The organism is Verruconatronum alginivorum, from assembly GCF_056590205.1.
In genome coordinates this window covers 795181-813887 of sequence record NZ_JBWPVQ010000001.1, presented here as the reverse complement: position 1 = coordinate 813887, position 18707 = coordinate 795181, and the positions used below count along the sequence as shown (strand labels likewise).

General features: G+C 61.2%; 12 protein-coding genes. 10 read left to right on the top strand and 2 right to left on the bottom strand.

The window, feature by feature from the left end; all coding sequences use genetic code 11:
• Window positions 1–302 precede the first annotated feature (302 nt).
• The 9 genes from ACWUI2_RS02715 to ACWUI2_RS02675 all read left to right on the top strand — a co-directional run bounded on the left by ACWUI2_RS02715 (window position 303) and on the right by ACWUI2_RS02675 (window position 11595).
• Window positions 303–1556, top strand: a complete 1254-nt coding sequence (locus ACWUI2_RS02715) for a phospholipase D-like domain-containing protein (RefSeq protein WP_486981329.1) — start codon at window positions 303–305, stop codon at window positions 1554–1556.
• Window positions 1557–1812: 256 nt separating this feature from the next.
• On the top strand, window positions 1813–3195 hold the full coding sequence (locus ACWUI2_RS02710; RefSeq protein ID WP_486981328.1) for an ATP-binding response regulator: 1383 nt from the start codon (window positions 1813–1815) through the stop codon (window positions 3193–3195).
• Window positions 3192–3656 carry a chemotaxis protein CheW gene (locus ACWUI2_RS02705; RefSeq protein WP_486981327.1) on the top strand — a complete coding sequence of 155 codons (465 nt, stop codon included), beginning with the start codon at window positions 3192–3194 and terminating at the stop codon, window positions 3654–3656. The genes ACWUI2_RS02710 and ACWUI2_RS02705 overlap by 4 nt, the downstream gene beginning before the upstream one ends.
• Window positions 3653–5134 carry a CheR family methyltransferase gene (locus tag ACWUI2_RS02700; RefSeq protein WP_486981326.1) on the top strand — a complete coding sequence of 494 codons (1482 nt, stop codon included), beginning with the start codon at window positions 3653–3655 and terminating at the stop codon, window positions 5132–5134. Before ACWUI2_RS02705 ends, ACWUI2_RS02700 begins: the two co-directional genes overlap by 4 nt.
• A gap of 40 nt (window positions 5135–5174) precedes the next feature.
• Window positions 5175–5702 carry a chemotaxis protein CheW gene (locus ACWUI2_RS02695; RefSeq protein ID WP_486981325.1) on the top strand — a complete coding sequence of 176 codons (528 nt, stop codon included), beginning with the start codon at window positions 5175–5177 and terminating at the stop codon, window positions 5700–5702.
• A 60-nt stretch (window positions 5703–5762) separates the two neighbouring features.
• On the top strand, window positions 5763–7403 hold the full coding sequence (locus tag ACWUI2_RS02690; protein ID WP_486981324.1) for a methyl-accepting chemotaxis protein: 1641 nt from the start codon (window positions 5763–5765) through the stop codon (window positions 7401–7403).
• 41 nt (window positions 7404–7444) lie between these two features.
• Window positions 7445–9772, top strand: a complete 2328-nt coding sequence (locus tag ACWUI2_RS02685) for a hybrid sensor histidine kinase/response regulator (protein WP_486981323.1) — start codon at window positions 7445–7447, stop codon at window positions 9770–9772.
• Window positions 9765–10814 carry a chemotaxis-specific protein-glutamate methyltransferase CheB gene (cheB, locus tag ACWUI2_RS02680; RefSeq protein ID WP_486981322.1) on the top strand — a complete coding sequence of 350 codons (1050 nt, stop codon included), beginning with the start codon at window positions 9765–9767 and terminating at the stop codon, window positions 10812–10814. The genes ACWUI2_RS02685 and cheB overlap by 8 nt, the downstream gene beginning before the upstream one ends.
• A gap of 40 nt (window positions 10815–10854) precedes the next feature.
• Entirely contained in the window at window positions 10855–11595 is a 741-nt protein-coding gene (locus ACWUI2_RS02675) for a YqjF family protein (RefSeq protein WP_486981321.1), read from the top strand.
• 51 nt (window positions 11596–11646) lie between these two features.
• Here ACWUI2_RS02675 and ACWUI2_RS02670 read toward each other — a convergent pair whose 3' ends face one another.
• The gene (locus ACWUI2_RS02670; RefSeq protein ID WP_486981320.1) at window positions 11647–12090 is read right to left on the bottom strand and encodes a response regulator; all 444 of its coding nucleotides are present in this window, start codon (window positions 12088–12090) and stop codon (window positions 11647–11649) included.
• Between the two features lie 110 nt (window positions 12091–12200).
• Between ACWUI2_RS02670 and ACWUI2_RS02665 the strand changes: the two genes are divergently transcribed.
• A complete protein-coding gene (locus ACWUI2_RS02665) occupies window positions 12201–12578 on the top strand; it encodes a Spx/MgsR family RNA polymerase-binding regulatory protein (RefSeq protein ID WP_486981319.1) in 378 nt (125 codons plus the stop codon).
• A gap of 116 nt (window positions 12579–12694) precedes the next feature.
• On the opposite strand, the gene proA is transcribed toward ACWUI2_RS02665, so the two are convergent.
• Window positions 12695–18655: an anti-phage protein ProA gene (gene proA / locus ACWUI2_RS02660; protein WP_486981318.1), complete on the bottom strand. Its 5961-nt coding sequence runs from the start codon at window positions 18653–18655 to the stop codon at window positions 12695–12697.
• Window positions 18656–18707: the final 52 nt, after the last annotated feature.

Sequence of the window (18707 nt, the reverse complement as noted above, 5' to 3'; positions counted from 1 at the left end):
GGGGCGATCTCTGTGGCCGATGGTCTTCGGCTAAAGCACGAAGCTCCTGGTAGCATCCCGGCTTTCGCCGGATGACGGAGCGGCGCGCTTCAGCCGCCGACGTTGGGCGGGTGGAGTTTTGGGGACGTTTCCTGTGGCCGATGGTCTTCGGCTAAAGCACGAAGCTCCTGGTAGCATCCCGGCTTTCGCCGGATGACGGAGCGGCGCGCTTCAGCCGTCCTTGGTCTTAGGCTAAAGCGTGAGGCTCTCGTTGCGCGGAGATGGTCGGCGGGGTAGAATGGAAGCGGAAAACGATGGAAACAATGAAATTACCGGCGGAAGCCGCTCGGCTGCCGCGCCCCGATAGTCCGTTTTTTTGTTGCCTGCGGGGGAACGGACCGGAATTGGAGGAGGCCGCTCCGGCGCCGGATTCGCCGGAATTTGCCGCGTTGCTGGAACACATGGTGGCCCGTCCGCTCGAAGAGGGGAACGAGATTGAAATATTGCCCAACGGGGCCCGATTTTTCCCGGCGATGCTCGAATTGATCCGTGGGGCGGAGCGGTCGATCACCTTGGAAATCTACATTTGGCGATCGGGGGAGATCAGCGAGAAGTTCATTGAGGCGTTGTCGGAGCGTTCCCTCGCCGGAGTGAAGGTCCACGTGATGGGAGACGGCATCGGGTTGCTGAAAATGAAACGGGCGGACATGGACCGGATGAAGGAGGCGGGGGTCCATTTCGTTTTCTACGAGCGGGCTCGGGCCGGAAAAATCAAGGCGAACATCAATCATCGGACCCACCGGAAGATCCTGGTAGTCGACGGCCGGACGGCGATCACCGGCGGGATCTGTATCGCCGACGAGTGGACGGGCGACGCCACCGAGCGGTCGCATTGGCGGGACAACGGCTATTTGATCCGGGGGCCGATGGTGAATCACATGCAGGCGGTTTTCGTCGAAAATTGGCTCAACACCACCGCCCAACTCCTCTGGGGAGACGATTATTTTCCCGGATTGGAAGAGGCGGGCGAAGTGAGGGGCCATTTTTATCAGACGCGGCCGAGCGGACGGTACAGCAATGTGAAACGATCCGTCTTTTTGGCATTCGCGGCCGCCCGGAGCCGGGTGAGACTCGCTCATTCTTATTTCATTCCAGATGACGAAGCGACCGACCTGTTGATCGCCACGGTGAAGCGCGGCGTGCGGGTGGAGGTGGTGGCCCCCGCGATCAACGACACTTTGGCGGGCCGGGCGGTGATGCGGTCGCGGATCCGGCCTTTGCTGGAAAACGGGGTGGAAATCCACCTGTTTTCTCCCGCGATGTATCATTGCAAATACCTGATCGTGGACGACTTTTACGTTTCAGCCGGTTCGAGCAACTTCGATCCGCGGTCGTTTCATATGCATGACGAAGCCGATTTCACCGCGTTGGATCATGAGTTCGCGTCGCGTCATATCCGGATCTTCGAAGACGACAAACGACAATCGCAACCGTATACGCTGGAAAACCACGACCGACGTCCATGGGGGATGAAATTGGGCGATTGGGTGGCTGGTCGGTTCTGGAAGGTGTTTTGAGCGGAGGTGGGGACTCTAACAAAACGGCCAGATGAACCTTAAGGCAGCAGTATTTAGCCGCGAGAAGGCGCAAAAGGCGCAAAGATATTAATCCGGCCGCTGAACTTCCTACGGTGGAGCGTCCAGATGAAATAGCCGTGATGTCTGGATCACGGGCGCGACTTGACTGTTTACGGTTTAGCATTTTGGATGGAAGATGAGCTATTTGCGTCGGCTGGGCCCGTTTGGCCCGGTGGAGCCGGCGTTCTCTCTTCCTATGATCAAGAAGAAACGCATTCTCGCGGTTGAGGACAGTCCCACCCAGGGGGAAATGCTTCGGTATGAACTGGAGCGACGGGGGTTCGAGGCGCGGTTGGAAAAAAACGGCCGACATGCTTTCGAGGCCTTGGCAACTTATGCGCCAGACTTGGTTGTCACCGACATTTTGATGCCGGAGATGGACGGTTACGACCTTTGCCGGGCGATCAAGAGCGATAAGCGTTGGGAGAATATCCCGGTGATCCTCGTGACCGGGTTGTCGGATCCGGTGGAAGTGGTGCGGGCGTTGGAATGCGGCGCTGATGGGTTCGTGGTGAAACCTTTCGCTCCCGGCCAGCTGGTTTCCCGGGTGGAAACCGTGTTGGCCGAAACACCGGAACCGCGCGAGAGCCGCCGGTCGGAGGAAGTGGTCCTTGAATTCCAAGGGCGGGAATTCCGGATCGATCAATCCCGCCGCCAGATATTGAAGTTGCTGTTGTCGACCTACGAAACGGCGGTGGAGAAGAACGACGCGTTGCGCTCCGCGCAAGACCAGTTGCGGGCCTTAAATGAAGGGTTGGAGGAGAAGGTGCGGGCCCGCACCCGGGAGTTGCTCCAGGAGGTGGGGGAGCGGCGGAAGGCGGAGGAGAGCTTGACTGACGCAAACCGGGCTTTGGAAAAAAGGGCGGCGCAATTGCAACGTTTGGCGTTGGCGTTGACCCGGACCGAGCAGGCGGAGCGCGAACGTTTGGCGGCGGTATTGCACGATCATTTGCAACAGTTGCTGGTTGGAGCGAAGATGCTGGTGACCACCCACAAAGACCGGCCCAACTCGCCGAAACTGCCGGAAGGACTCGGCCGGATCGAGGAATTGTTGGGCGAAGCCGTGGCGATCTCGCGGGATCTCACGGTCGAGTTATGCCCGCCGATTTTGCGTGAAGGCGGATTGGTCGCGGGGTTGGAATGGTTGAGTCGCCGCATGCGGGAAAAATACGATCTCCGGATCTCGGCCGATCTCGGTCCCGAGGCGAACAAGTGCTCGGAGGAAGTCACCGTGTTTCTCTTCCAAGCGTCGCGGGAGCTGCTCTTCAACGTGTTCAAACATGCCGGGGTCGACGAGGCTGAAATGACATTGGCCGGAGAAGGCGGGAGCGATCGGTTGCGGCTGACTGTGAAAGACGCCGGCAAAGGTTTCGATCCGGGGCGCGGGGAGGAGGGCGACTCCGGAGGAGGCGATTCGTTTGGTCTTTTCAGCATTCAGGAACGGGCGGAAGCGCTGGGCGGAACCGCTGAGATCGGAAGCGTTCCCGGGGGCGGGACATGGGTCACCCTGGTGGTGCCGTGTCAACCGGAGGCGCCGGAGACGATTGTCGAAGAGGCGAAGACGACCGGGGTACGATGAGCGGGGAAGGGGCTCCAGTCTTGGTCTTCCGGGTGGGCGACCATCGATTGGCGGTGGAAGCCTCCGTGGTCGATTCGGTCGAACCCATGGTCGAAATCGTGCCATTGCCCCGGAGCCCCGAGGCGGTCTGCGGGTTGGTGGAGGTGGAAGGGGAGGTCGTGCCGGTCTTCTCGATCCGCCGCCGTTTTGCGATGCCGGAACGCGAGGTCCGACCGGAAGATTTTCTGGTGTTGGCCCGGGCGGGCGAGAGACGGGTCGCGTTGGTCGCCGAGGAAGTCGAAGGAGTGCGGGAGACCGGTCCGCTTTGGCGCGACCCGGAAGTAGGAGAGGCGATGCAAGGCATCCGCGGCGTCATGAAGACGCCCGACGGTTTGATTCTGATCCAGGACTTAAAGGGATTTTTGAATACGGAAGAGGAGGGACGGCTGCGGGCCGCGCTTTCCCGGGAGAAGGCCGAATGAGCATTCGGCTTCCCAGGGAAACTTTGGTGAACATCAACGAGGCTCTCTCGGAGCAGATGGGCCTGCGGTTTCCCGAAAGCCGGTTCCGGGATCTGGAACGAGGCCTGGGGATCGCTTGCGAAGAGTTGGAATTGCAGGATGCCGACCAATGTCTGCGGGCTCTGCGGGGGGAGAAACTCACCCGGCACCAGATCGAATTGCTGGCCTCCCACCTGACGATCGGGGAGACCTACTTTTTCCGTGAACCGAAGAGTTTCGGCGTATTGGAGCAGGACATACTTCCGGAGTTGATCGAACGTCGCCGCCGCAGTAACCGGATTTTGCGGGTTTGGAGCGCTGGTTGTTCGTCCGGCGAGGAGGTTTATTCCATCGCGATCCTGTTGCGGCGACTGATACCCGACTGGAAAGATTGGGGTATCACTATTTTGGGTACGGATATCAATCCGGCCGCACTGAGGAAGGCGGAGTCCGGGGTGTATGGGAACTGGTCGTTTCGAGGACTGGGGCCGGACTTCAAAGAGCGGCATTTCACTCCGGTGGAGCCAAAACGATTTCGGGTGAAGGATGAAGTGCGCCGGAATGTCCGTTTCGGTTATTTGAACCTGGCCGAAGATACTTCGTATCCCTCTTTGGCGACCAACACGCTGGCGGTCGACATCATCTTTTGCCGTAACGTTCTGATGTATTTTTCCCCGGCCACCATTAAATCGGTGACCCGCCGTTTCCTGAGCGCCCTGGTGGAGGGAGGGTGGGTGATCACCAGTCCCTCGGAAGCTTCGCGACAATATTTTCCCGGATTCGAGACGGTAAATTTTCCCGGGGTGATTTTATTCCGGAAGCCTCGCGCGGGGAAGGGACCTCCGGTTCACCGGGAGCCTCTTCCGATTCCCTCTTCGGTCTCCGCGCCCTCGCCGTTGCCTACGCCGCGGGCGGAGGGGCCGCCGAAGCGACGGACCCCGTTGCCAGAGCGGACGGCGACGGAACCGCGGGAGGATCCGGAGTTGTTGGCGGAGGCGCGTGAATTATTGGCGCGGGGCGAAAACGACGAGGTTCTCCGTCGTTTGGCCGATGCGCCGGGGAGCGTGGCCGCGTTGGAATTGGCCGCCCGTGCTTGGGCCAATCAAGGGAATTTAACCAAGGCCCTGGCGGTAATCGAGCGGGCGTTGGCCGCGGACCCGCTGGCGGTCGCGATGCATTATTTGAAGGCCGGGATCCTGCAGGAAATGGGAGACAGTTCCGAAGCGGCCGCGATCTTGCGCAAGGCGATCTTTCTGGAGCGGGATTTCGTGATGGCCCATTTCACCTTGGCGAACATTTATCGTCAACTCGGGAAGTCCGCGGAATCCAGGCGACATTTTCGCCAGACGGAGAAATTGTTGGCCGATTATCCGGCGGACAAAATTCCGCCTGAAGGAGAAGGGATGAACGGACGGCGACTGCGGGAAATCGTCGCCGCGAATTTGCGGTCGTTGGATTGAGTCGAAACTGGATCGCGCGTGGAATGGAGTGGAATGAAGCATGACTGAAAATCAGGAAAAAGCGGAAGCGCAACAGATTCTCCGGGAGCGGGCGCGACGGTTGGCGAGGCGGCGGGCCGCGGATACGGCGGACATCCGAGGCATCGAAGTTTTCGAGTTCATCGTGGCCGGCGACCATTACGCTTTGCCGGTGGCGGCGTTGCGGGAGGTTCATCCCGCCCGGCGGATGGATACGATCCCGGGCACTCCCGATTTCGTCGCCGGTGTGGTGGTGATCCGGGGCCAAATCGTTTCGGTCCTCGATCTGCGGGTGTTACTCGGCTTGGGATCGACGCAGTTCAACGATGAAAATTACGCGGTGGTCCTGGGGAACGAAACAATGAATTTCGCCCTGATGGCTCATCAGGTCGGCGGAGTTCGAGTGTTGGAAGACCAGGAACTTGAAGCGGGTAACCCGTCGCGGGCCCATGTCGAGCATCCTTATGTTTCGGGGGTGACGGGAGATGGGCTGATCCTGCTCGACGGGGAAAAACTGTTGTCAGATCCCGCCCTCGTTGTTATGGCCTAATGCTTGCCGAATGCACCTGGAACCGAAGTCGCAGAAGAACCAATACAAGCCTTAAATAACGTGAGCTCACTATTTCCCACCGTCCGATCCCAATTGGCCGCCGGTTTCGCCATCATTGTCCTGCTGTTGCTGGTGGTGGTCGGCGTCGCCACTTACAACTTCAACCGGCTCTTGTGGAACCAGCAGGAACTGTTTGGCGCCGCCTTCCGCGATCTCGTCCAGGTGCAGGAACTTGAAGTCAACAGCCACGACGCCCGCTTGCTGTTGGTGATGGAGCTTTTCGACCGAAGCGAAGATGATCGTTTGATCCGCGTCCGGGATGAGCAAACCCGCTTGTTCCAGGAGAACGACCGAATCTTGTCCGAATTGCGCGAACGTCACCCGGCGAATACACCGATGCGGTCGTTGCTGGATGAAGTCTATGATCTGCACCGCTTGTTGGCCGATACTCGCGACAACGAAGTCATCCCCGCGATTATCGCCAACGAATTGAATACGGCCTTCCGTATCACGGTGGGAGGAGTCCAGGAGGAACGTTATGGTCGGAAGCGGGAATTGATCGGCGAGATCCTCGGGTTGACCGCGGAACGGGCGACCCGGCAGGTCCGAGACACGGAGAGCCAGACGTTGGCGGCGCGGAATCTTTTGGTTGTGATGGGGGGGCTGGCGGTCTTATTTGCGGTCGGCATGGCGGTTGTATTGAGTAAGTTGATATCGACGCCCCTGGGTTTGTTGACCGAGGCGGCCGGGCGGATCGCCAAAGGGGACTTGACGGTCGATGTTCCCGAGACGCGGCGCAGCGACGATCTCGGGGACCTTTCGCGGTCGTTCCGCTCGATGGTCCGGGCCTTGCGCCGGGTGAATCAGGAGATCCGGGAAGGAGTCAATGTGTTGGCCTCCACGTCGAGTGAAATCCTCGCCGCGACCAGTCAGATCGCCACCGGCGTTTCGGAGACGGCGGCTTCGGTCAACGAAACGACCGCGACGCTCGACGAAGCGCGGCAGACGGCGAACCTCGTCAGTGAAAAGGCCCGCACCGTGTCGGAGGTTTCGCAAACCGCCGCCCGCGTCTCCCGGAATGGACGCCGGGAGGTGGAGGCTGCGATCCAGGACATGGATGTGATCCGCGAGCACATGGAAAATATCGGCGGAAGCATCGCCCGTCTCCATGAGCACAGTCAGGCAATCGGTGACATCATTCTCACCGTCAACGATCTTTCCGAGCAATCGAATCTTCTGGCGGTGAACGCCGCGATCGAAGCGGCGAAGGCCGGGGAAAGCGGCAAAGGTTTTTCGGTGGTGGCGCGGGAAATGAAGAACCTCGCGGTGCAATCGAAGCAGGCGACCTCCCAGGTGCGTTCCATCCTCGGGGAAATCCAGCAGAACGCCAATGCGACGGTCATGGCGACGGAGCGCGGTCACAAAGTGGTCGAGGCGGGGGTCAGCCGTTCGCGCTCGGCGGGCGACGCGATCCGCGAGATCACGGAAAGCATCGGCGAAGCGGCGCAGGCGGCGATGCAGATCGCGGCCTCGAGCAACGAGCAGTTGATCGGAATGGAGCAAGTCGCGACGGCGATGGAAAACATCACCCAGGCGAGTCATCAAAACGCGGCCGGAACGAAGCAGGCGGAAGAAAGCGCCCGGGCCTTGCACGATCTGGGGGGCCGTTTGCGGGAGATGGTCGACCGTTATAAGTTGTAGTTCTTGCCGCGCCCGCGTCGCCCTGTCTGCCATAAGAATCGATGGATCCGGAATTCCAGAAACGGTTGCTCGCCACCTATCGGATCGAGGCGGCGGAATACCTGGAAACGATGGCGGCCGGCCTCTGGGCGTTGGAGGAGGAGCTGGGGGAACCGGAGCGGGAAGCGATCCTGAAAAAAATCTACCGGGATTTCCATAGCTTGAAAGGGGCCGCCCGGGCGGTGAACGAACGGGAGGTCGATTCCGTCTGCCACCGATGCGAAACCATCGTGTCGCGGGTGTTGAAAGGGGAGACCGCTTTGTCGCCGGAATTGGCGGGGCTCTTGCGGGAAGCCGTCGCGCTGCTGACCCGGTGGCATGGAGGCGGCGAAGGCGGGGAACCGGTCGGGGAAGCCGACGTCGTCCGATTGCTTGATCGATTGGACGGAGGGGACCCGCAGCCGACGGAGGAGGGGGAACCTGTTTCACCTGCGCCGACAGCACCCACTCCGCCGGCAGGGTCGCCACCGCCTCTGGCAGAGCCTTCCGCGAAGTTGACCGTTTCGCGGGCGGCGAGTCTGGCTCCCTCGCGGCAGGAGACGGTTCGGACCCCGGTCGATCGGTTGGACGCGATTCTTTACCGGGCGGAAGAGATGCACGGCTTGCGCGAGGATGGTGCGCGCAACGTGAAACGGACGGCGGCCTTGCGCGCCCGGCTCACGGAATGGCGTAACGAATGGGGCAAAGCGCAGGTCGATTCCGGATTCGTCCGGCATTTGGCGGGGGAGGCTAATTTGTTGGATTTGCCTGTCGAAATCAGGGAGACAATGCAGCGACTTTACGGTTTCCTGGATTGGAACCGGGAATTTTTCGAACAATTGGGCGACGAGATTCGGGAGTTGATCCAAGCGCGGACCGCGACCCACGGCCGATTCGAGGCGAACGTTGATCGCCTGTTGGATGAGACCAAGGAATTGTTGATGGTGCCGTTTTCCCGGGAATCGGAGAAATTCGCCGTCTTCGTCGCGGAAACCGCCCGCCAGGCCTTGCCGCCGAAAAAAGCCAGGCTGAAAGTGGAAGGGGCCGACGTTGAAATCGACCGCCGCATCCTGGAGGCGATGAAGAACCCGTTCATCCATTTGTTGCGGAACGCGGTCGACCACAGTTTGGAAGTGGAAGCGGACCGGGAACGGGAGGGGAAACCGGCGGAAGGAACGATCCGTTTTTCCATTACACCTTTGGGAGACGGGACCGTCGAGGTGCTCGTGGCGGACGACGGCCGCGGCATTGACGTGGCCGACCTGCGGGAACGGGTGGTCGCGGCGGGGCTGGCGGGAGCGGATCAAGCCGCCACGTTGCCGTCTTCGCGGTTGTTCGACTTTATGTTCGAAGCGAATTTTTCGACCCGGACCTATGTATCCGAAACTTCGGGACGCGGGCTCGGGTTGGCGATCGTCAAGGAAACGGCGGAACGGTTGGGCGGTTATGTGTCGGTTTCGTCGGAGCCGGGGAAAGGGACCGCCTTTCGGGTGGTGTTGCCGATGTCGTTGGCGCGCTTCCGGGCGGTGGAGTTGCGGTGCGGGGGACGGGCTTTCCTATTACCGAGCGGAAAAATGCGTCACGCCGGGCGGGTGAAGCGGAGCGAAATCAAATACGTCGAAGGGAAGGCGACGATTCGGAGCGGACCGGTGACGTTGCCGTTGTTTCGTTTGGCCGATGTTTTGGGCCTTGTCGGCGAGAAGGCGGAGGAGCGGGACTACGTCGCGTATGTGACGGTGAAGGAGCGGGGAATGGAGTTTGCTTTGGAGGTGGATGAATTGGTTGAGGAACGGGAGGCGGTCATGAGAAGTCTGGGACCCCAGTTGCGGCGGGTGCGTCATATCGCGGGCGCTTCGATCGGAGATTCCGGGCGGGTGGTGCCGGTGATTCATGTGGCCGACGTCGGGCGGACGGTCGCCGGGGGCGGCGGGGCGGCTCCGGCCCGGGTGGCGGCGCCGGTGCGACGGCGCGAAGATCGGTCGAAGCGGATTCTGGTGGTCGAGGATTCGATGACCGCGCGAAGCCTGTTGAAAAATATTCTGGAGGGAAGCGGTTACCGGGTGGGGACGGCCCGGGATGGATTGGATGGGCTTGACTTGGTGAGAAAGGGAAAGTTTGACTTGGTGTTGACTGACGTGGAAATGCCGCATTTGGACGGGTTCGAGTTAACCCGTGAAATACGAAATGATGAAAATTTGCGCGATCTCCCGGTGATTATTTTGACCGCGCTCGCGTCCCGGGAGGACAAGGAGCGGGGGATGGAGGCGGGCGCCGATGCTTATGTTGTGAAGTCGAATTTTGACCAAAGCGATCTTTTGGATACGGTAAAGGATCTGTTGCGCAATGATTAAGGTTCTAATTGCGGATGATTCCCCGACGGTGTGCGGTTTTCTGGAAGGGATTTTGACCGAGGATCCCAAAATCGAAGTGGTGGCGGTGGTGAAGGACGGCGTGGAGGCCGTCGAATATGTCCAACGGGAACGCCCGGACGTGGTGACGATGGACATCGAGATGCCCCGGATGAACGGCTTCGAGGCGACCCGCCGGATCATGGAAACGGCTCCGGTCCCGGTGGTGATCGTCAGCGGGCTTTCGTTGGCCGAGCAACGGGCGACCTTTCGGGCGTTCGAAGCCGGGGCGGTGGCGGTGGTGCCTCGTCCCCCGGGGTTCGGCCATGCCGATTTCGAGGATGCGGTCCGGGAGTTACGAAACACGGTGAAGGCGATGGCCGAGGTCCGGGTGATCCGGCGCTGGCCGAAGCCGAAGGAAAAGGAGCGGAAGGAAGTGGAAAGTTCCCCGCCGGTGGGTGTTTCGTCCGGTCTGGGAATCGTCGGCATCGGCGCCTCGACGGGTGGTCCGGCGGCGGTTAAAACGATATTAAGCGGGCTTCCTCCGGAGTTTCCCTATCCATTGGTTTTGGTCCAGCATATGAGCCAGGGATTTTTGGGAGGATACGCGGACTGGCTGCGATCGGCCACTGGACGGACGGTGACTTTGGGCGTCGACGGGGAGGAAATGAAAGCCGGCCAGGTTTATGTGGCCCCGGAATCGTGCCAGATGGGGGTCACTCCGGACGGACGGATCGTGTTGACTGACGAGGCCCCGGTGACGGATCACGAGCCATGTCCCTCGGTCTCGCGTTTGTTTCGCTCGTTGGCCGAGTCGTATGGTCCGGCGGCGGTCGGGATATTATTGACCGGCATGGGGCGCGACGGAGCCGATTCGATGAAACTGATGAAAGAGCGGGGGGGGGTCACGATCGCCCAAAACGCGGAAAGTTGCATCGTCAACGGAATGCCGCACGAAGCGATCAAGCTCAACGCGGCGACCTATGTCTTGTCGCCGGAACAGATCAGCAAGATGTTGGGTGAATTGGCGCGCCGGAAGAAGTGACGCGTCGGGAAGGCGAGGGAGGAGATCGCGTGGATTTGGCATGAACATTCTTCGCCAGACCGACCACCGTCCCTGGCCTTTGCCCCGGGGGCCGTGGGTTCTTCACATGCGGTGGGCGCATTTGGCTTTCCTCCATTGGGCGATCTCTCCGGAGGCGCTACGGCCGTTGATTCCGGCGGGATTGGAGCTCGACACGTTCGATGGACAGGCCTGGATCGGGGTGGTGCCGTTTCGGATGGAAAACGTCCATGCCCGTCTGTTTCCGGGCATCCCGACCGCGACGAATTTTCCCGAGTTGAACGTCCGGACCTATGTGCGGGGAAAGGACCGGGCGGGGGTTTGGTTCATGAGTTTGGATGCGGCGAGTCGACTGGCGGTTTCGGCGGCACGGATCGGGGCGTTCCTGCCGTATTTCGACGCGAAGATGAGCCTGGTAAATGAAGGGGAGGAAGTGGTTTACGCCAGTTGTCGCGACCACCGGGGGGCGCCGTCGGCGGAGTTCCGGGCGAGATACGGTCCGACCGGACCGGTGACGGCTTACGAGCCGGGGAGTCTGGAGCGGTGGTTGACTGAGCGGTATTGTTTATTCAGCGCGCGCCGGGATGGAAAGTTGTTCCGGGTCGAGGTGCATCATTTGCCTTGGCCATTGCGACCGGCCGAGGCTGAAATCGAAGTGAACACGATGGTCGCGGCGGCCGGATTGGCCCTTCCCGATGAACCCCCGCTGGCGCATTTCGCGGATTCGCTCGACGTGGTCGCGTGGCCGCCGGTGGCGCTGTAGGGGTGGAACAGGCATTCCTGCCTGTTTTTTTAACAAAACGAGACTCGGGGCTTACTGGCGGTGGGGAGGAAACTGGTGTTGGCCGAACCAGTAATCGCGGGCGGCGGCGAGGAGGTTGCTGAGATCCTGGAGTGCCGCCGGTTTGGCGAGATAGGAATTGGCGCCGAGACGAGCGGCGCGAAGGATGTCTTTTTCCTCTTTCGACGACGTCAATACAATCACCACCAGGCTTTCGAGCGAAGGTTGCTGACGGATCCATTCCAGGACTTCGAAGCCGGATTTGAAAGGAAGCTTCAAGTCGAGAAACATCAGGGCGGGCCGGGGAAATTCGGTTCGGTTGCCGAACGATCCGTTGCCGTTGAGGTAATCAATCGCTTGTTGTCCGTCGCTGACGAAATAAAGGTTTTCCAGCCCGGTTTTTTTTCCGGCGCGTTTAAGCAGAAAAGCATCGTCGTCATTGTCTTCCACGACGAGGATCGGAGGATGGTCGGGCATAGGGAAAATTGATAGGCGATCGGAGATTGACGATAGACGATGCTGGACAGCTTAACCTGAATGGAATTTGGGTGAACGCAAGGGGGGGGAGTGAATAATGGAATCTTGTTATGAATCGGGAAGTGACGCAGGTGAAGCTTTATTCTTATAAGAACTGTTCGACGTGCCGCAAGGCGGGAGTCTGGTTGCGGGAGCGGGGAATTGGATTCGAGGAGAGACCGATCCGGGAAACTCCACCTGACCCGGAAGAATTGCGGCGGGTGTTGGTGTTTTACGACGGGGATTTGCGTCGGCTCTTCAATACGTCCGGACAGGATTACCGAGCACTTAACATGAAAGAACGCCTCCCGGGGATGTCCGTCGACGAGGCAATCGCGCTCCTGGCCGAAAACGGCAACCTGGTGAAACGTCCGTTTCTCGTCACCTCGTCGACGGGTCGGGCCGGGTTCAAAGAGGAGGAGTGGAAAGAAATGTTGGGAGTGGATTGAAGGAAAATTACGAAAGGCAAGCCAAGGTGGCGGAGGCGTCCCGCCTCCGTGTGTCGGTTTGGGCACGGCGAACCTGAGGCTCTGTCCGGAGCCGGGACGGCCCCGCCACATTCTTTTCAGCGGAGTTTGACGGAACCGTTCTCGGCGAGGAGGAGGTTTTGGGCGATCAGGGAATCGAGGGCGGCTTCCAAGGGGAGGGTGACGTTGGCGGTGAGACGGGAGATGCCGAAACATTTCGCGACTTCGCGGAGGAGGTCGGTGCGGGGGTAGCTGAGATACCGTTCGAGGATGTCGAGGAAGGCGTTTCGGATCTCCGCGGCCGGGATCTCTTCGATTTTCCGGACGCTAACTGATTCGTTTGTAGGGGTTCGGTAAATACGGAAATCATCCGGCGAGATCGCTTTGGGCCAAAAGACGCCGTCACTCAAGCCTTCCGGCGGGAGCAGGTTGCGAATGATCTCGCGGATACGCGGGCCGGAGCGGTTGAACCCCCACTCGGCGCGGATGCGGCGTTGCAGGAGGGTTTCGGTGATCGGGCCTTCCGCTTCAATGATCCGTTCGATCTGACGCTGGATGGCGCGGCTCCCTTTCGGCTCGTAAAAGAGTTCCTGGGGGGATTGCGCTTGGAACGTCACCGTCGGATACGGGACCGCGCGGGATTCTGAAGGCTCGACCGGCGTTTCCTGGACTTCCAAATCCTGGCCGGAGCTTTCCGGATAGGTTGGCGGCGGTGGCGGTTCGTTCGTCCCCTCCGGATCAGTCGTAATCGCCGTCGAATTCTCCGCGGCCTCTTCCACGGCGGCGAGCAGGCGTTCCTCGGCTTTCTCGCGATCCCGCCACCAGTCGGTCGACCAGATGCGGTGGATCCGCCAGCCGAGTCCTTCGAGGACCGCTTGCCGGAGGCGGTCGCGGTCGCGGGCGGTGGAGGCCCGGTGGTAACTGGCGCCGTCGCATTCGATTCCCAGCAGGTAGCGGCCGGGCGCGTCGGGGGCGACGACCGCCAGATCGATCCGGTAGCCGGAACAACCAATTTGGGTCTGCACCTCGAAGCCGCGGGCGCGGAGGAAGTCCGCGACCTGCGATTCGAAGACGGAGTCGAATTCGTCGACCTCTGCCGATTCGATGGCGGCGGCGAGGGCGCGGGGACCGCGTTCGGCGTATTCGAGATAGGCTTTGAGATGTTCGACTCCTCGGGCCCGGGTGCGGGCGAGATCGATTTGTTCGGAGCGCAACGTCGAGAAGACGACGATCTCGTGTTTGGCCCGGGTAATGGCGACGTTGAGACGGCGTTCGCCGCCGTTCCGATTCAGCGGACCGAAGTTCATCGAGACCCGTCCGGTTTCGTCGGGGCCGTAGCAAACGGAAAAGAGAATCACGTCGCGTTCGTCCCCCTGGACGTTCTCCAGGTTTTTCACGAAAACCGGTTCCTCCACGTCGTCGCCGAAGTGGCCCTCGATCTCCGGATGGTCGCGGCGGGCTTCGTCGAGTTTGTCCATGACCAAAGTCTGCTGGGCCTGGCTGAAGGTGACGATGCCGATCGATTGACGGGAAAGCTCCGGATCGGTGAGGCGGCGGACCACTTCGGACCGGATCGCTTCGGCTTCGGCGAGGTTGGTCCGGCTCTTCCCTTTGTCGTAGAAGCCGTCCGGAACCGGTTCCAGCCGGACCCCCGCTTCGGCATGGGGAGCGGGAAACGTGTGGAGCTGGTTCTCGTAGTAGTGCCGGTTGCTGAAAGCGATCAAGCCCTCGCGGCGGCTCCGGTAGTGCCAGCGAAGGTAGTAAACCGGCAGGCCGGAGCCGAGGCATTCGTCGAGGATGCTTTCGAGGTCGACGATGGACCCGTCGTCGATCGCTTCGTCGTCGGTGTCGACCCGGCCGAAGAAGTTGGTCGGGGGGAGCTGCTTGGGGTCGCCGACGATCACCAGTTGTTTTCCCCGGGCGATCGCCCCGACCGCGTCCCAGACCGGGATTTGTGATGCTTCATCGAATACAACGAGGTCGAAATGGTCCTGGCCCGCGTCGAGATATTGGGCGACTGAGAGGGGACTCATCAGGAAACATGGCTTCAATTTCGGGGCGATGCTCGGGATCTCCTGCAAAAGTTTGCGCACCGGTTTGTGGCGGGCTTTCTTGGCTCGTTCGCGCTGCAGGATGCCGAGCTCGGTATTGCGCGGACATTCCTCGCTGCGGGCGCGGGGGAGTTCGGCGGAGAGCCGGGCGACCACGGTTTGGGCGGTGAGGCGGATGAAGCGGTCATCGAGGTCGTTGAACGCCTCGATTCGCTTTTCCTGCTCGTCGCCCCAGAATTCGCGGAGGGTTTCGGAAAGGGTCAGGAGACGGCGAATGAAGTTTTCGCGGTAATTTTGTTCGAAGGCTTCCCGCAGCCGGGCCAACGGCAGGAGGCCGGAATCGACCGCGCGCAACAATGGATCGAGTTGGGCGGCTTCGGCCTGTTGCACCGATTGTTGCCAGCGGCACCAGTTCTGCAGGTCGGCTCGGTGGCTCTGGATCCGGCGGGTCAATTCCCGCAAGGCCGGGAGGTGTCCGGCGACGGGCAACGGCACCGTTTCGTCGATCCGGAGTCGTTCCCGGAAGGTTTGTTCCGCGGCGCGGAGGGCGGTCCAGGTGTCGGAGAACCGAACGAACTTCGCCGCCACCGGTTTCCCGGTCGCGAGCATATCGGGAGCGGTGGCGAGGAGTTGTCCGACCCGGGTCCGGAGTTCGATCAACCGTTCGACGCTTTCCCCGGCGATCCGGCCGATCAGGTCGTGCAACTCGTCTCCGAAGTCGCGGATCTGTTCGAGCCGTTTCCAGTCGGCTTCGCCTCCGGCCCAGTGATCGCCGAGGCGGACGACGGCCGGTTCGCGGGCTTCGGTGACGAGTCGGTGATTGTGGGCCAACTCCTCGGCGGTGGCGAAAAACTCCGGCGCCCCGTCGATCGTCCATTTGGGAGTGCCGGGGCGTCGGGCGGTCCGGACCGGTTTCAGCAGGAACCAAATTCGGATGCGGGACCAGACGCCCGGGTTCGAGGCGAGGGTGGAATGTTTCCGCTCCAATTCCGGGAGATCGAGCGCGAGCACTTTTTCGAGATCGAACTCCCCGAGCTTTTCGCGGGCCGCGTCGCGATTTCGTCCGGTGGCGATCCAGGCTTCGAGCTGGGCGCGGAACGCCTGCCAATCGCCGGCCGCGACGAACTCCGCCGGGAGGGCCGGGGCGCCGGTGAGGAGTCGGCAAAGTCCGGCGACCGCTTCCAGGACCGGGCCGGGGGCGGAGACGAAATCGCCGCCGAGGGTTTCCTGGACTCCGGCCAACGCTTCGTCGGCCGCGGCGGCCCGGTCGTCGGCTTCCCGGGCGGCGGCGACCGCCTGGTCCTCCCAGTCCGGGGTCCAGGAGGAGGCGCGCACCGGTTTCAAGGCATCCTTCGCGGCGTCGCTCAGCCGGGAGGCGGCCCCCCGAAGTTGCAAGTCGTCGCAGAGCTGCTGGAGGTTTTCGAAATGTTCCCGGGAGTGCGATTCGATGCCGTCGATCCGCAAAGGCTCCAATTCAGCCGGGAGGCCGGGACCATTCTGGCGGGCGATCAGCCACGAGTAGCCGTGGAAGGCGCTCATCCCGTTCGGGTAACGCCGGTGGAGTTCCCGGACGTATCCATTTAGTTCGGACCGGGCCGTTTCCAGTTTCGCCGCGAGGTGCTCCCATTCCGCCGGGGATTGTTGCGAACCGAAGTCCAGGGCGTCGCCGAACTGCCGGAGCACGTCCATCTTTCCGGCCTTGTTGGAATGAAGTTCGAGGCAAAACGGGGCGAGGCCGATCTGGCTCAACCGCCGGTGAACCACCTCGAGCGCCGCCCGTTTTTCGGCGACGAACAAGACCCGTTTGCCGAGGGCGAGGGAGTGGGCGATCAAGTTGGTGATCGTCTGCGATTTTCCGGTGCCGGGGGGACCGTGGAGCACCAGGTTTTTGCCCCGCGAAGCCGCCAGGATCGAGGCGAGCTGGGAGGAATCGGCGCTGACCGGGCAAAAGACCTCGTCGTAGGGGACCTTGTCGTCGAGCTCCTCCTCGGGAATCCCCTCGACGCCGTCGATGAACGGCTGTCCGGCCTTGTTGACCAGATGATCGACCACGGAATTGCGGGTGAGCATCGCGACCCGGTCGTGGAGGTCCTTCCAGAGAAGAAACTTGTTGAAGGAAAACTGCGCCAGCCAGACGTCGCGGCGGACCTCCCACCCCGGCAGGTCCTTGACCGCCTGTTGAAACGCCCGGAAAACCCGGGCGACGTCGACTCCCTGCTCGCCATCGGGCGGAGGATTGACCCCGGGGATCTCCAGTTCGAAATCCCGCTTCAGCAACTCCAGCAACGTGACGTTGATCATCGGATCCTCGTCGTAACGTTTGAGCGCGAATCCTTGCTGGACCGATTTCCGCTCCAGTTTCACCGGCACCAGCAGGATCGGGGCGAGATGGGTCTTGTCGCTCTCCCGGGCCTCCTTCCATTCCAGGAAACCGAGGGCGAGGTAAAGGGTGTTGACCCCGCTCTCCTCCATTTCCATCCGGGTCCGCCGGAAGAGCTCCAGCAACCGCCGTCCGAGTTCCGTATCGGTGAGGGAACTACGCAAACGTTTGGCCCGCAACTCCTCGGTGAGATGGGTCATCAACGGGTCGTCGGCGAACTGTTTTTCCTGCAACGCTAGGCTGCGCGGATCGAGTCCGGCCATCAGTTTGCTTTGTTCCTTCAGTTGAAACGCCTGGTCGAGGGCCAACTGGTCCTCCAGGTGCTCCGGATCGGGGCAAACCAACGGAATGGTTTGTTTGGTTTCGCGGAAATTGAGGAGACGGTTCCGCAAGGTGAGGTCGAGCAACTGTTGTTTCCAATGCCCGATCCGTCCCTCGGGGGCGGCCGGTTGACCGGAGAAATCGATCTCCTCGGCGAATACCCGTTCCTCCCGGGTCGATGAAGGCGTGGCTTTATCGCTACTAGGGGGAACAGCTCTGAAGTCCAAGGTCTCCATCCCTTCTTCCTCGGCCCGTTTCAACGGCAAAGGGCGGATGCCGGAGGCGCGGGAACGGAAGAGATCGATCGCTTCCTGGAAAATCGCATCCTGGCGGAGATGTTTGCCGGCCGCCGCGACCGCCGCGTCGAAGTCGGACCGGTTTCCCTCGCAGGCCAAAGTCGTTTCGAACACCAGGATCTCGTCGAGTTCGGTCCGTTTCCGGATGCTCTGGAGATCGTCCGAGGCCGGTTCCGGAAGCGACTCCGGGATCAGCCAGCAGCCGACGTAGGCGTGGCCCTCGTGCATAAGAATCAACGGACGGAGCCCGGCCTGTTCCAGGAGGGAGGAGAAGAGCAGGCAAAGATCGAGGCAGGTGGCGAGTTTGGAGTGCAGGATCTGGGCGCAGAAGCGGACTCGCTGACCGGACTTCTCGAAGCTCGCCGGGGGATTGCAGTAACGGATCCCCTGTTCGCGCACCGCCTGGAAGATGGCGTCGAGGATCTGGTATACCCGTTTTTTGCTCTTCGTCTGATACCCATCCAAGGCGCTCGACCCGGTGGCCTCGCCCAAAATGGCGGCGGCCCGGCCCAGGATCGATTCCACCGCCGAGACGTTGGGAGTGACGAACGCGGCCAAAATCTCGGGGAGGCTGACCAGGCCGGTCCATTCGTCGAAGGCATAGACATCGATCGGCAATGACTTGGAAAAAACGGTCGCGGGAGCGTCGTTGTCGTTGCTGTCGCTGGTGGTGGGATGATCGGAAGCGGTCACCTCGATCATGAGTTCCCCGCGGACCCGGTCGGAAAGGGCGGCCAGGTAATTCAAGTCCAACTCGACCGGCACGTCGGTGAGGATGAAATCGCTTCCGGCCGGGATCAAGGCGATCCGTTCTGAAAAGACCCGCGCCCATTCGGGACTGGGGGTGAACCGGCAAACGACGTCGTGAAGATCGTGCGCCCCATTGTTCCGGATCTCGATCCGGCGGATGACGGGAATCGCGTTTTGCTGGAAGGCGAAGTTGACGCGTGCCGCATGGTCGATGGCCACATCCACCGCCACCGCCGGCAACGAGGCAGTTTCATCGGACATCGCACCATTAAAACCGCAACCCCCTCCAGGCGCAAGCTCCTGGTAGCATCCC

Excerpts from the sequence above, each read along its gene's own strand:
- ACWUI2_RS02710 (WP_486981328.1), top strand. The coding sequence starts at position 1,813 with ATGATCAAGAAGAAACGCATTCTCGCGGTTGAGGACAGTCCCACCCAG.
- ACWUI2_RS02695 (WP_486981325.1), top strand. The coding sequence starts at position 5,175 with ATGACTGAAAATCAGGAAAAAGCGGAAGCGCAACAGATTCTCCGGGAG.
- ACWUI2_RS02705 (WP_486981327.1), top strand. The coding sequence starts at position 3,192 with ATGAGCGGGGAAGGGGCTCCAGTCTTGGTCTTCCGGGTGGGCGACCAT.
- ACWUI2_RS02670 (WP_486981320.1), bottom strand. The coding sequence starts at position 12,090 with ATGCCCGACCATCCTCCGATCCTCGTCGTGGAAGACAATGACGACGAT.
- proA (WP_486981318.1), bottom strand. The coding sequence starts at position 18,655 with ATGTCCGATGAAACTGCCTCGTTGCCGGCGGTGGCGGTGGATGTGGCC.
- ACWUI2_RS02715 (WP_486981329.1), top strand. The coding sequence starts at position 303 with ATGAAATTACCGGCGGAAGCCGCTCGGCTGCCGCGCCCCGATAGTCCG.
- cheB (WP_486981322.1), top strand. The coding sequence starts at position 9,765 with ATGATTAAGGTTCTAATTGCGGATGATTCCCCGACGGTGTGCGGTTTT.
- ACWUI2_RS02700 (WP_486981326.1), top strand. The coding sequence starts at position 3,653 with ATGAGCATTCGGCTTCCCAGGGAAACTTTGGTGAACATCAACGAGGCT.
- ACWUI2_RS02665 (WP_486981319.1), top strand. The coding sequence starts at position 12,201 with ATGAATCGGGAAGTGACGCAGGTGAAGCTTTATTCTTATAAGAACTGT.
- ACWUI2_RS02685 (WP_486981323.1), top strand. The coding sequence starts at position 7,445 with ATGGATCCGGAATTCCAGAAACGGTTGCTCGCCACCTATCGGATCGAG.
- ACWUI2_RS02675 (WP_486981321.1), top strand. The coding sequence starts at position 10,855 with ATGAACATTCTTCGCCAGACCGACCACCGTCCCTGGCCTTTGCCCCGG.